Raw genomic sequence first — 13,824 nt, 5'->3', positions numbered from 1 at the left:
CAAGAAAACCGTTGTTCGGCTTTGCCGCAGGCGGCGGTTTCTCTACAATCCGCGGCAGTTTTGCCGACCCCCATTCCGCACCGGTCGGCCTGGAGCCTTTTTTCATGGACGAGATTCAACAGCGCTGGCTGTGCGCCCTGTCTGCGCCAATGGCGGCGATCAATACCGGCGCCAGCTACGACGACCCGGCGTTCTGCGACGATCGCTACATCGACCTGAAAGACAGTTGGGGGATCGATGACCGTGGGCAGCTGTTCGACATGCTCGAACGGATGACCGACGACGGCCATGCCAAACACCTCAGTGCAGCCTATATGGTGTGGCAGCGCTGTCTGCCGAGTGAATGGCAGGCCTTGCTCGACGACCTGAGTCCCCGCGAACGCATCCTGCATGAGTTTGCCAGTCGCACCTTCGGCAGTTGCGGGCCGGGCGGGATTTTGTCCTGGGACTATGGCCGCATGGGTTTTCTTTTGCGTTGCGCGGTGCGCAATCAGTGGGTCGACCTGGACGAAAGCAACTGGCTGCACAGTCGTTTGGCCCTCAGAGCGCAATTTCACTACGGTAGCTGGATGGCTTACTTCGACGGCTTTGTGGTGGGTCGGACGTTTTGGTCCTGCCTGAGCGCCAGCGACGATGAGCTGGCGCGCGAACTCGATCGACAAGGCGCCAACGCCCTTAACCTGCGGATTGCCCGCGGCCTTGCCGAAAACATCCCTCGGTTCCTTGCTGATTTGCCGTGGCATATGGAAATCTATTTGCCGCCACGCCCGGCATCGCTCAAGGAGTTCGACTGGTCATGAGTTGCTGGATCCGCTTGGGCATCGAGCCTACTAACGACGAAACCCTGATTCGCAACGCCTACCGCGCACGCTTGCCGGCACATCACCCGGAGACTGACCCGCAAGGCTTCCAGACGCTGCGCATGGCCTACGAAAACGCCCTGCGTCTGGCGCGTGAAGACGAGGAAGAAGAGCCCGAGGACGAGTACGAGTCCCAAGCCTCAGAACAGACTGTGGTTGAGGTCCCTCCAGTGCTCGGGGATTTTTGCGAGCTGCTGGATGATCCCGCGCGCCGGTTCAATTTCGCCGCGTGGCAGGCCTTTGTCCGAGGGCTGGATGAGCTGTCGCTGGACGTGCTCGATGAACTCAGCTGGCCGCTGTACCACCGGATGGCCGACGCCGGTCCGTTGTCGTACCGCTGCGCGAATCTGTTGGCCAAGCGTATGGCCTGGGATCAACAGCTGCTGGATCTGGGCTTCGACGACGCGCATCAGGTGGGCTTCTTTCTCCAGCGAATCGAAACGCCGGACCCGTTCGATACGGATCTGATGTGCACATGGTCAGAGGCCGCCCAGACTGAAGCGCTGTGGTACGCCCGTAGTCTCGACTTCATCTTCAATCAGCGTCCACTGCAGGAGTTCGCCGACTTCGCCAGTCGGCACACCTGTCTGCCATTGCCGAATGATGCCGCGTTCCTCAAGCGTCTGTTGGTGCAGTTCACTCAGGCAGGTATTGGCGGGCCGACATTTTTGCAGTGCTGTGTCGAACAGCAGCTTGCTGCACCGGATGATGTCGACTGGCTTTACCTGTTGGCATGTCAGAACAGTCTGCAGGGGCGCGACGATCAGGCATTACCGTGCTGGATCCGGCTGTGGAACGAGCACCGCCATCCGATGGCTGAAAGTCGTCTGCTGGAGTTGTGCGCCAAGCGCCAGCCGACTTTTCTGCCGCTGCTGATTCAGGCATTCGATCGCCTGCAGGCTATTTCTGACTGGCCAGAGGATCTTGGGGATGACGCCCAAGTGTATGGCTGTCCGTCTCAACATCCCGAGACGCTGAACCGCTGGCTGGGTGTCGGGCGGTTGAAGCTTGAGAGCCTTGCGCAAAGTTTTGTCGATTGGCGCATGAGCGGTGATGAGCTGCCATTGCTCGCGCAATTGCTGGGCGAAAATGCCGACAGCCGATTGCTGCATCTGTACCGCTACGCCTGGGCGCTGCATCGGGGTGATTCGGCGTTGTTGCAGCAGATTGTGGATGCACCGCTGCCGATCGATGCCCTCGAAAGCCTGGTGATGAGCGGATTCAAATATCAGTCCGCCCAACACTTGCGTTGGTTGGGCAGGGCGCCGATTGCGCTGGCCATGAGCGCGTTCAGCGACGTGGATTCAGGTTCGCGGCCATTGCCGCAGGTGCTGACACAAGGCGAGCCGCACAAGGTCTGTCGTTTGTGGTTGCGTCGCTTGCGGCCTTACAGCGACGCTGCGCTGGAACGACTGGCAGACGCGTTCACGCTGGCCGCGGTCAAAGATGATTGCGACTTGTCCGAACTCGATTTGATTCTGCAGTTGAGCCGGCGCGGGATTCAGTTGCCACCGGTCGGGCTGGGTGAGGCCACCTGGGAGTGGCACGCGCAGACCTTGTTCTTGCTGGCATTGCTGGACCAGCCCGAACGCTGGTTGCAAATGATTGATATGCAGTGCGTGGAGCGCCTGCCTTTCAATCCGGCCCATCCGTTGAGTCGCCTGCAACCTTTGTTGCGGCGCTTGCTGCGCGAGCAAGGCAATTTCCACGGTTTGCTCGGATGGCTGCAAGGCAATGACCCGGTGCACGGTTTGTTGGTGCAGCAATTGTTCAGCGTACAGCAGGCACTCGACAGTGCCCGGTTGCCGGCCAATACCCTGCTTTACACCTGCCTCGAAAGCGATCGTGCTGCCTGCGGCGATGATTTGCTGGGGTTGATGATGTTCTGGGGCGTGCTCTATCACGACCCGAGCCTGAGTGCCGAGCAGCATCGCGCATTGTTGCAATCGATTGCGGCAATCAGTTGTGAGGACGAATGGTTCGAAGGCTTCCGCGACGGTTTGATCAAAGGCGAACCGGTGTGGCCGCCGCGCAAAGTGCTGAACGATTTTGGTGTCGACAAACTGCTGGCGTATGAAGCGCTGGATGCGCTCAAGGGCTTGCTTCGCTATGGCGCTGCCGGGGTGCCGAAAACGCGCGTCTTGCGCCAACTGCAACAGGGCAAGGACGATGTGCAGAACAGCATCGGCCTGCGCCTGGCCCTGTGCGCGATATTGTCCTGGTCGGAACGATTACTGCTGGCGAAAAGCGATGTTCAGCCGGTAGCGGCGACAGCGATCTGGCGCCTGGGATCGCGGTTGGGGCGCAAGGCTTTTATCGCTCAGGTCTTGGGGTGTCTGGTGATTGCGCCGGTGGCAGGGCTGATCAGTGGCACCACGGGCGCTGGCATTCTTATCTTGCTATTGGCCGTGCTGTTGTTGTTCGGCGCCATTCTGCGTCGCTTGCACGACATGGGCCGGGGCATCCCGACGTTGCTGATCTTCCTGGCGCTGACGCCGGTTTTGCCATTCCTGCCATTGGTGCTGTTCGGCTTTCCCGGTGACAAGCTGCCCAACCGTTATGGTGTGCCGCCGGACAGCGGCGATAGCGAGATGCTGTCCAGCGGCCTACAGGCTGCTTTACGGCGGCTCAACGGCTAGAGGCGCAGTTGATCCAGCGCCTTGTTCAGCTCCGAGCGATGGCTGGCAATCTCCGCTGATTGCTGGCCGCCGAGCACCGTGGTGAAGTTGTGCAGCCATTCGGCAATGTGCTCGCGTTGCGCGCCGAGGCTCTGCATCCATGCCCGTTCCAGACGAGCCAGCAATGTGCGGTTGGGCAGCGCATCGCGTGGATGGACCTTCAGCGTCGACAGCCGGTTATGGCTGTCGCGGCGCGCTTGCTCATCCAGGCCCGTGGGGCTGCGGTCGATGCTATGACTGTGACGCTCGCCGGTTTCGAGCAGGGTGACGTCCACCTCGAGCAAACCGTTGATGTCATAACTGAAGCGCACATCCAGCGCCTGAATGTGCGCGGTGGGCGTCAAGGTGACATCGAAAGCATCAATGAGAATGTTGTCGCATACCCACGGCCGCTCACCCTGATAGACCGCGATGCGCAGCACTGCCTGCTGAGGGCGGGTGGTGTAATAGCGCTCCACCCGTGAGGTCGGAATGATGGTGTTACGTTCGATGATCGGCGAAAACGCGCCATCGATGTCTTTGCCGCGGATGGTCTCGATGCCCAGCGTATACGGGCAGACATCCGTCAGAATCAACTCTTCAACCGCCCCGTCACGCGCCTTGCACGCCGCTTGCGTCGCCGCCCCGAGCGCAACGATGGTATCCGGATCAAGATGCCGGTAAGGCAAACGCCCGAACAGCGTGGCGACCATTTGCTGCACCGCCGGCATGCGCGTGGCGCCGCCGACCAGCACCAGGCTGTCGAGGTCGCGGGGCTTGAGTCGGGCGTCGCGCAGGGCCTGTTCGATCGGCGCGCGCAAACGCGCCAGCAACGGTTCCCAGATTTTTACCGCAGCGGCTTCGTCCAGTGACCATTCGAAGGTCTTGTCGGCGTGGCGCCAGCTCAGGTGTTGAGTGCCTTCGCCGAGTTTGCATTTGAGCTGCTCAAGGGCATCACCGAGGCTGGCCATGCTTTGCGCATCGACCATTGCCGGGGTCAGTTGCCAGTGTTTCAGGCAGGCCTGCAACAGCGCCGCCGTGAAGTCTTCGCCGCCCAAAAAGTTGTCGCCGGTGGAGGCGTGCACTTCGATCAGTGGCAAAGCGTATTCCAGCACCGTAACGTCGAAGGTGCCGCCGCCGAGATCGAAGATCAGCGTGCGTTCGAACTTCTGCTCATGCAGCCCGTAAGCCATGGCGGCGGCCGTCGGTTCGTTGATCAGACGCGTCACCGAGAGCCCGGCCAGTTCGGCGGCAAACAGCGTGCGTTTGCGTTGCTCATCACTGAAATACGCCGGCACGGAAATCACCGCTTCCGAAACGGCGTGGCCGAGAAAGGCTTCGGCGTCTTGCTTGAGTGAGCCGAGTACCAGCGCTGACAACTCTTCCGGGCTGAACCGACGTGTGCCGAGCTGAACTTGTTTGTCGCTGCCCATAAAACGCTTGAATGCTGCAGCGGTTCGTTCCGGGTGCGTGGTCAGGCGGGCGCGGGCGGCTTTGCCGACCAGAATCGTGTCGTCTTCATCGAGGCTGATCACCGAGGGCGTCAGCACATCACCCAGGGCGTTGGGAATCAGGCGGGCCTGACCGTCCTGCCAGACGGCGATCAGACTGTTGGTGGTGCCAAGGTCGATGCCCAGCAGAGCCGGGCGGGGGAGGGTTGCATCCTGCATGACAGATCTCGAAACGGCGCAAAAAACGCGACCCTACAGGTTGCCGCAAACCGTGGCAATTACGCGTCTGTTGCAACGTGCACCGGTTATGGCAGGAGTTTTTTCAGATCCTCCAGCGCAACCGGTCGACTGTGCAGATAACCCTGATACAAATGGCAGCCCAGACCTTGCAGGAACGCCAGTTGTTCGGGGGTTTCCACGCCCTCGGCAATAACTTCCAGCTCCAGGCTGCGCGCCATGGCAACAATCGCGCGGATGATCTCGGCATCGTTCGGGTCGGTCGTTGCATCGCGGATAAACGACTGATCGATTTTCAGCGTGTCTAGCGGCAGGCGCTTGAGGTAGGTCAGTGACGAATAACCGGTGCCGAAGTCGTCCATGGCGAAACTCACGCCGAGCTTTTTCAACCGGCGCATTTTGCTGATGGTGTCTTCCAGGTTCTGGATGACGATGCCTTCGGTGATTTCCAGTTTCAGCAGCGAGCAGGGCAGGCCATGGCTGCTCATGCTGTGTTCGACGCGCTCGACAAAGTCGTTCTGGCGGAACTGGCGCGGACTGATGTTGACGCACAGGCTGAAGTTCAGCGGGTCGACCAGTTTCAGCGCGATCAGTTGTTTGAAGGCATTGCAGGCCTCGTCGAGGATCCAGGTGCCGACTTCGAGAATCAGGCCGCTGTCTTCCAGCACCTTGATGAACTCGGTAGGCGACTGCGCGCCCAGTTCCGGGTGATTCCAGCGCACCAGGGCTTCGGCGCCGATGATGCGGTTGTCGCGGGCATCGACCTGCGGTTGAAAGTGCACATTGAATTCCCCGCGCGACAGCGCCAGGCGCAAGTCGGTCTCCATGCGCAGCCGCTCGCTGGCGGCTTTCTGCATGGTGTTGTGATACATCTGCGTGGTGTTACGCCCGGAATCCTTGGCCCGGTACAGGGCAATATCGGCGCGTTTGAGCAGGTCGGTCGGCGTCGAGCCGTGATCGGGGATCAGCGCCACGCCGATACTTGGGGTCACTTGCAGGCGCTGGCCGTCGAGGAACATCGGTTCCGAGAGCAGTTCGCGCAGGGTGTCGGCCAGATTGCGCACTTGCGCGCTGACTTCATTGCGCGAGCCTTCGAGGCCGCTGAGCAGTACGACAAACTCATCGCCGCCGAGGCGCGCGACCGTGTCTTCCATGCGCACGCTGGCTTCGAGCCGCGCGGTAATGATCTTCAGCACGGTGTCGCCGACCGGATGGCCTAGGGAATCGTTGATGTGCTTGAAGTGATCGAGATCGAGGAAAAGTAGCGCGCCACGCAAATTGTGGCGCTTGAGCAAGGCGATCTGCTGGCTCAGGCGATCCATCAGCAAGGCGCGGTTGGGCAGGTTGGTCAGCGGGTCGTGATAGGCCAGATGACGAATTTGCGCTTCGGCGTTTTTCAGCAGGCTGACGTCCCGCGCGGTCAGCAGCAGGCAAGCAGTTTCATTGAGGGTGATCGGCTCGACCGAGACTTCCACGGTCAGCATCTCCCCGCGTTTGTTGCGCCCGAGCATTTCCTGATGGTGCACGCGGCCCTTGATCTGCAATTCGGCGAGTAATGCCGAGCGCTGTTTTTCCTCAGCCCAAATCCCCACCTGATAAACCGTTTTACCCACGACTTCTTCTGCGCGGTAGCCAGTGAGACGGCAGAAACCGTCGTTGACCTCCAGATAACGTCCGGTGTCGCGCTCGGTGATGGTGATCGCGTCGGGGCTGGAGTGGAACGCCTTGGCGAACTTTTCCTCGCTGGCTTTGAGCGCCGCTTCCGAGCGCTGCTGCTGGGTGATGTCGCGCAGGGTGGTGACGATGCATGGCTGGTCGCCGACGCTGATCTGCCGACTGGAAATCACGCAGGTCAGCGACTGCCCGTCCTTGTGCTGGACGATGATCGCGACATTGCTCAAACCCTGTTCGCGGATGACCCGTTCAATGCGTTGCAGGCTTTTTGCCGAGGCGTCCCACAGGCCGATTTCTTCGGCGGTGTGGCCGATGACGTCGGGGGCGCTCCAGCCAAAGGTCTGAGTAAAGCTGTTATTGATTTCGATGAACTCGCCACTGTCCTGGCGGGTGACGCAGATCGGGTCGGGGCTGACCTGGAACAGCGTGGCGAATTTCTCTTCCGAGGCCACCAGCCGCTGTTCACGTTCGACCTGATCGGTGATGTCGAGCAACGTGCCGGCCATGCGCAGTGGCGCGCCGTTGTCGTCACGGTAGAGGCGGGCACGGCTTTCCAGATAGCGCGAGCTGCCGTCGGGCAGTTGCACGCGATAGGTCAGCTGATAATTGCCCGCCGGGCCTTCGCGCAGGCTGCGGTAGGCGTCGCGCATGCTGTCGCGCTCTTCGCCGGGCACGCCCTCGAAAAACTCATCGAACGACTCGTGAAACGGTTTCGGTTCCAGGCCGTGCAGTTGCGCGGCCCGCGCCGAGCCGTAGAGCATGCCGCTGGGAATATGCCAGTCCCAGGTGCCGAGCTGCGCCGAGTCCAGTGCGAGATCGAGGCGTTCCTGGCTGTCCTTCAAGGCGTGTTCGGCGGCTTTGCGCTCGGTAGTGTCGAGGAAGGTGCTGAGCAGATACGGCTGACCTTCAAGTTCGACTTTCTGCGCACTGAGAATGCCGTCGTGAATTTGCCCATTGCTGGCGCGAAATTGCACCTCCATGCTGATCAATTCGCCCTTGGTGTTGGTCTTCTTGACCAGTTCTGCGCGCTGCTCGGGGTGCACCCACAAGCCCAGCTCTAGCGTGGTACGACCGATGGCGCTTTGTACCGGCCAGCCAAACAGGCTTTCGAAATACTGGTTGGCTTCGCTGATCAGGCCGTCTTCCTGGCGGGTCAGCAGGACCATGTTCGGGCACAGGTGGAAAAGTGTCGCGAAACGTTTCTCCGAACTGCTCAGGGCCTGTTCGCGTTGTCTCTGGTGGGTGATTTCACGAATCACCCCGATCATTCGGGGGCGGCCGTGTTTATCCGGCAGCAAGCTGCCGCTGATCTCCAGCCAGTGCAGGCTGCCGTCGGGCCAGCGGATGCGGTGGTGCATCGCCTGTTCCAGCGGCGCCCCGGCAATCACCGCGTGGAAGGCGCGGACGGTTTTCGCGCGGTCTTCCGGCGGCAGCAGATCGAGGTATTCCAGATCTTCGGGCAGCGGTTGCCGAGGATCGAAGCCGAACAATGCCTGGGTGCCACGCGACCAACTGATCTGCCCGCGCTCGATGTCCCAATACCAGGCGCCGAGCCGCGCGCCGTTGAGCGCCGCCAGCAATTGCGGCGCACTCTCCCAGCTCTGCTCGGAATGTCGCGGGTCAATCGCCTGAATACGCGGCATCGGCGGAATTCGGTCAACAGATTTCGGCATTGTGGACAGGCCTTGAGCTGATGGTGGCGTTAGGCACAGGGGTAGCGGCTCTATAGGAGTAGCACAAGTTGGCCTTAAGTCCCTGGCAGATCGATTTGTGCATCCAGCAAGGCCATAAATGCTCTTGCCGCATTCGATAGCGTCCGTTCAGTGTGCAGGATATAGCCTAGCTGGCGACTGAGCTGTATGCCCGGCAATACGATGCTTGCCACCTGTTCGTCGAGCATGGTGCGTGGCAGAACGCTCCAGGCCAGACCGATGGAGACCATCATCTTGATGGTTTCCAGGTAATTGGTGCTCATGGCGATGTTCGGCGTCAGTCCCTGGGCCTCGAACAGGCGTTGGACAATATGGTGGGTAAAGGTGTTGCCGCCGGGGAAAACTGCCGGATGACCGGCAATGTCCGCCAGACTGACGGCTCCGTTATTGATCAGCGAATGCTCGGGCGCGACCACGAAATCCAGCGGGTCGTCCCACACTGGCTTGGCTTTGACCAGTGCGTGAGGCTCCGGCGCCAGGGTAATGACCGCCAATTCGGCGCGGCCGTGGAGTATTTCTTCGTAGGCCACTTCCGAATCGAGGAACTGTATATCCAGCGCCACCCGTGGGTAACGGCGGGTGAACTCCCTTAAAAGTGGCGGCAAACGGTGCAAGCCGATGTGGTGACTGGTGGCCAGGGTCAGGCGCCCACTGACTTCACCGGTGAGGTTGGTCAGCGCGCGGCGGGTGTCATCCAGCACGTTGAGTATCTGGTAAGCCCGTGGCAACAAGGCGCGACCCGCTTCGGTCAGGCCGACTTCACGGCCCAGCCGATCGAACAGGCGCACCTTCAATTGCTGTTCCAGCCCGGCGATGCGTTTGCTGATCGCCGGCTGCGTCAGGTGCAGCCGTTCGCCGGCGCCGGAGAAGCTGCCGGTCTCGGCAATCGCGATAAACGCGTTGAGGTTGGCCAGATCCATCGTCGTATTCCAGTTGGTTATCCAAAGCATAAAAAATATGAATTTGAGTTATTTAATCTAACCCCATAGGATCGGCCTCACAAGCCAAAGGGTTATTGATAAGCCCAGGGCATAGAAACAAGCTGATGAGGAACCGTCTGATGGCCGGCAAAACGCTCTACGACAAGCTCTGGGATTCGCATTTGGTCAAGCAGCGCGACGATGGCTCGGCGCTGATCTATATCGATCGTCACATCATTCACGAAGTGACCTCGCCGCAAGCCTTCGAAGGCCTGCGTCTGGCCGGGCGCAAGCCTTGGCGCATCGATGCCAACATCGCGACCCCGGACCACAACGTACCGACCACCCCGGAGCGCAAGGGCGGCATTGAAGCCATTGCCGATCAGGTCTCGCGTTTGCAGGTTCAGACCCTCGATGACAACTGTGATGAATACGGCATCGTCGAATTCAAGATGAACGACGTGCGCCAAGGCATCGTCCACGTGATCAGCCCGGAGCAGGGCGCAACCTTGCCGGGGATGACCGTGGTCTGCGGCGACTCGCACACCTCGACCCACGGCGCCTTCGGCGCTCTGGCTCACGGTATCGGCACTTCCGAGGTCGAGCACGTGCTCGCCACCCAGTGCCTGGTCGCGAAGAAAATGAAAAACATGCTGGTGCGCGTTGAAGGGCAACTGCCGTTCGGCGTGACCGCCAAGGACATCGTCCTCGCGGTGATCGGCAAGATCGGCACCGCCGGCGGCAATGGCCACGCTATCGAGTTCGCTGGCAGCGCGATCCGCGACTTGTCCGTCGAAGGCCGCATGACCATCTGCAACATGTCCATCGAAGCCGGCGCCCGCGTTGGCCTGGTGGCAGCGGATCAGAAGACCGTCGACTATGTGAAGGGCCGTCCATTCGCCCCGAAAGGCGCGGAATGGGACATGGCCGTCGAAGCCTGGAAAGACCTGGTCTCCGACGCTGACGCCAAGTTCGACACCGTGGTTGAGCTCGACGCTGCGCAGATCAAGCCGCAAGTCAGCTGGGGTACTTCCCCGGAAATGGTTCTGGCCGTTGATCAGAACGTGCCGGACCCGGCCAAAGAAATGGACCTGGTCAAGCGCGACTCGATCGTCCGTGCCTTGAAATACATGGGTTTGACCGCCAATCAGGCGATCACCGACATTCAATTGGATCGCGTGTTCATCGGTTCCTGCACCAACTCGCGGATCGAAGACTTGCGCGCTGCGGCGGTGATTGCCAAGGGTCGCAAAGTCGCTTCGACCATCAAGCAAGCGATCGTGGTGCCGGGCTCGGGTCTGGTCAAGGCGCAAGCCGAAGCCGAAGGTCTCGACAAGATTTTCCTCGAAGCCGGTTTCGAATGGCGTGAGCCGGGTTGCTCGATGTGCCTGGCGATGAACCCGGACCGTTTGGAGTCCGGCGAGCATTGCGCCTCGACATCCAACCGTAACTTCGAAGGCCGTCAGGGCGCCGGTGGCCGTACCCACCTTGTCAGCCCGGCCATGGCGGCGGCGGCAGCGGTGAACGGTCGTTTCATCGACGTTCGCGAATTGATTTAAGGAGCGCAGCATGAAAGCTTTTACTCAGCACACTGGTCTTGTCGCGCCTCTGGATCGTGCCAACGTCGACACCGATCAGATCATTCCGAAACAGTTCTTGAAGTCGATCAAACGCACTGGTTTCGGCCCGAACCTGTTCGACGAGTGGCGCTACCTCGATGTCGGCCAGCCGTATCAGGACAACTCCAAGCGTCCGCTGAACAAGGACTTCGTCCTCAACGCCGAGCGTTACCAAGGCGCCAGCGTCTTGCTCGCTCGCGAGAACTTCGGTTGCGGCTCCAGCCGTGAACACGCGCCGTGGGCGCTGGAAGAATACGGTTTCCGCAGCATCATCGCGCCGAGCTACGCCGACATTTTCTTCAACAACAGCTTCAAGAACGGCTTGCTGCCAATCATCTTGAGCGATGCTGAAGTGGATGAATTGTTTAAGCAGGTTGAGGCCGAGCCGGGCTATCAATTGCAGGTCGATCTGCAAGCGCAGACTGTGACGCGTCCGGATGGCAAGGTGTATAGCTTTGAAATCGATGCGTTCCGCAAGCATTGCTTGTTGAACGGTCTGGACGATATCGGTTTGACCTTGCAGGACGGTGATGCGATTGCGACGTTTGAGGCCAAGCATCGTGTGAGCCAGCCGTGGTTGTTCCGCGACGCGTAAGCAAGTTTTGAATTGATGCAGTTCAGGCTGGCCTCTTCGCGAGCAAGTTCGCTCCCACAGGGAATGCATTTCAAGTGTGGGAGCGAGCTTGCTCGCGAAGACGGCAGCTCGAACAACACAAATATCAGGATGTGACCATGACCAGCACCGCCCAGCACACTCAGGTCGTACAAAAGCAATTCGGTGAGCAGGCCGCCGCCTACCTGAGCAGCGCTGTTCACGCGCAGGGCAGCGAATTCGCACTGCTACAGGCTGAGCTGGCCGGGCAGGGCAACGCCCGGGTACTGGATTTGGGGTGCGGCGCCGGTCACGTCAGTTTCCACGTCGCACCGCTGGTCGCGGAAGTGGTCGCCTACGACCTGTCGCAGCAAATGCTCGACGTGGTCGCCGCCGCTGCCGTTGATCGGGGGATGAGCAACATTGCCACGGTCAACGGCGCCGCCGAGCGTCTGCCGTTTGCCGATGGCGAGTTCGACTTCGTGTTCAGCCGTTATTCGGCGCATCACTGGAGCGATCTCGGCGTGGCCCTGCGTGAAGTGCGCCGGGTGCTGAAGCCGGGCGGTGTGGCGGCGTTCGTTGACGTGTTGTCACCGGGCAGCCCATTGTTCGACACTTACCTGCAAAGCGTCGAAGTGCTGCGCGACACCAGCCACGTGCGCGATTATTCCGCCGCCGAATGGCTGCGTCAGGTCAGCGAGGCCGGTTTGCACGTGCGCAGCACCACCCGTCAGCGCCTGCGTCTGGAATACACCAGTTGGGTTGAACGCATGCGTACACCGGAAGTGATGCGCGCCGCGATCCGCCAGTTGCAGCAGTCGATGGGCCACGAAGTGCGCGAATATTTCGAGATTGATGCCGACGGCTCTTTCAGTACAGATGTCATCGTGCTGATGGCCGAGCGATAAGAATTTTTCCGGGCGCGTCTAATATGGCGCACCGACTGAAGACACGAGGAAAGCATGAGCAAGCAGATTCTGATTCTCCCAGGTGACGGTATTGGTCCGGAAATCATGGCCGAAGCGGTCAAGGTTCTTACACTTGCCAACGACAAGTACAGCCTGGGTTTCGAGCTGAGTCATGACGTGATCGGTGGCGCCGCCATCGACAAGCACGGCGTGCCGCTGGCCGACGAAACCCTCGACCGCGCTCGTGCTGCCGATGCTGTGCTGCTGGGCGCTGTGGGTGGTCCGAAATGGGACACCATCGAGCGTGACATCCGCCCTGAGCGTGGTCTGCTGAAAATCCGTGCGCAACTGGGCCTGTTCGGCAACCTGCGTCCGGCGATCCTGTACCCGCAACTGGCCGACGCTTCGAGCCTTAAGCCGGAAATCGTCGCTGGTCTGGACATCCTGATCGTCCGTGAGCTGACCGGCGGCATCTACTTCGGCGCGCCGCGCGGCACCCGCACTCTGGATAACGGCGAGCGTCAGTCCTACGACACGCTGCCTTACAGCGAAAGCGAAATCCGCCGCATCGCCCGCGTCGGTTTCGACATGGCCATGGTTCGCGGCAAGAAACTCTGCTCGGTGGACAAAGCCAACGTGCTGGCGTCCAGCCAACTGTGGCGTGAAATTGTTGAAGAAGTAGCGAAAGACTATCCAGAAGTCGAACTCAGCCACATGTACGTCGACAACGCCGCGATGCAACTGGTGCGCGCGCCGAAGCAGTTCGACGTGATCGTCACCGACAACATGTTCGGCGACATTCTGTCCGACGAAGCGTCGATGCTCACCGGTTCCATCGGCATGCTGCCGTCGGCCTCGCTGGATTCCAACAACAAGGGCATGTACGAGCCTTGCCACGGTTCCGCTCCGGACATCGCCGGTAAAGGCATTGCCAACCCGCTGGCAACCATTTTGTCGGTGTCGATGATGCTGCGTTACAGCTTCAATCTGCATGACGCGGCCGATGCCATCGAGAAAGCCGTCAGCGTCGTGCTGGATCAAGGCCTGCGCACTGGCGACATCTATTCGGCCGGTTGCAGCAAAGTCGGTACGCAGGAAATGGGCGACGCAGTAGTCGCCGCGCTGCGGAATCTGTAATCTCTCGGGCCCGCTGCGAAATTCAATACAAAGCAGCGGCCCACTTTTCAAGAAGGT

Annotated in this window: 9 protein-coding genes; 6 read left to right on the top strand and 3 right to left on the bottom strand. The window is 60.4% G+C overall.

What is annotated here, in order from left to right:
* The first annotated feature begins 104 nt into the window (after positions 1-104).
* Both ACOYXE_RS12780 and ACOYXE_RS12775 read left to right on the top strand, forming a co-directional pair.
* Positions 105-800, top strand: a complete 696-nt coding sequence (locus tag ACOYXE_RS12780; protein WP_160057140.1) for a DUF1266 domain-containing protein — start codon at positions 105-107, stop codon at positions 798-800.
* Complete coding sequence (locus ACOYXE_RS12775) at positions 797-3,499, top strand: DUF805 domain-containing protein (protein WP_460929517.1); 2,703 nt, start codon at positions 797-799, stop codon at positions 3,497-3,499. Before ACOYXE_RS12780 ends, ACOYXE_RS12775 begins: the two co-directional genes overlap by 4 nt.
* On the opposite strand, the gene ACOYXE_RS12770 is transcribed toward ACOYXE_RS12775, so the two are convergent.
* The 3 genes from ACOYXE_RS12770 to ACOYXE_RS12760 form a co-directional block, all read right to left on the bottom strand.
* Positions 3,496-5,187, bottom strand: a complete 1,692-nt coding sequence (locus ACOYXE_RS12770; protein ID WP_460929515.1) for an Hsp70 family protein — start codon at positions 5,185-5,187, stop codon at positions 3,496-3,498. The two genes, ACOYXE_RS12775 and ACOYXE_RS12770, sit on opposite strands and share 4 nt — an antisense overlap.
* 86 nt (positions 5,188-5,273) lie before the next feature.
* Entirely contained in the window at positions 5,274-8,552 is a 3,279-nt protein-coding gene (locus ACOYXE_RS12765; RefSeq protein WP_160057143.1) for a sensor domain-containing protein, read from the bottom strand.
* A 74-nt stretch (positions 8,553-8,626) separates the two neighbouring features.
* The gene (locus tag ACOYXE_RS12760) at positions 8,627-9,511 is read right to left on the bottom strand and encodes a LysR family transcriptional regulator (protein WP_160057144.1); all 885 of its coding nucleotides are present in this window, start codon (positions 9,509-9,511) and stop codon (positions 8,627-8,629) included.
* 140 nt (positions 9,512-9,651) lie between these two features.
* On the opposite strand from ACOYXE_RS12760, the gene leuC reads away from it, so the two are divergent.
* From leuC to leuB, 4 genes are all read left to right on the top strand, one after another.
* Positions 9,652-11,070 (top strand): 3-isopropylmalate dehydratase large subunit, encoded by a 1,419-nt coding sequence (leuC, locus tag ACOYXE_RS12755; RefSeq protein ID WP_016984527.1) that lies wholly within the window; start codon positions 9,652-9,654, stop codon positions 11,068-11,070.
* Positions 11,071-11,080: 10 nt separating this feature from the next.
* The gene (leuD, locus tag ACOYXE_RS12750; protein ID WP_007913445.1) at positions 11,081-11,725 is read left to right on the top strand and encodes a 3-isopropylmalate dehydratase small subunit; all 645 of its coding nucleotides are present in this window, start codon (positions 11,081-11,083) and stop codon (positions 11,723-11,725) included.
* 137 nt (positions 11,726-11,862) lie between these two features.
* Positions 11,863-12,630, top strand: a complete 768-nt coding sequence (locus tag ACOYXE_RS12745; protein ID WP_160057145.1) for a class I SAM-dependent methyltransferase — start codon at positions 11,863-11,865, stop codon at positions 12,628-12,630.
* A 54-nt stretch (positions 12,631-12,684) separates the two neighbouring features.
* Positions 12,685-13,767, top strand: coding sequence for a 3-isopropylmalate dehydrogenase (gene leuB, locus ACOYXE_RS12740; protein ID WP_160057146.1), 1,083 nt, complete (start codon positions 12,685-12,687; stop codon positions 13,765-13,767).
* Positions 13,768-13,824: the final 57 nt, after the last annotated feature.

The organism is Pseudomonas sp. MC6 (assembly GCF_054790575.1).
The sequence above is the reverse complement of the archived record's forward strand: the minus strand, read 5'-3'. Positions and strand labels throughout refer to the sequence as shown.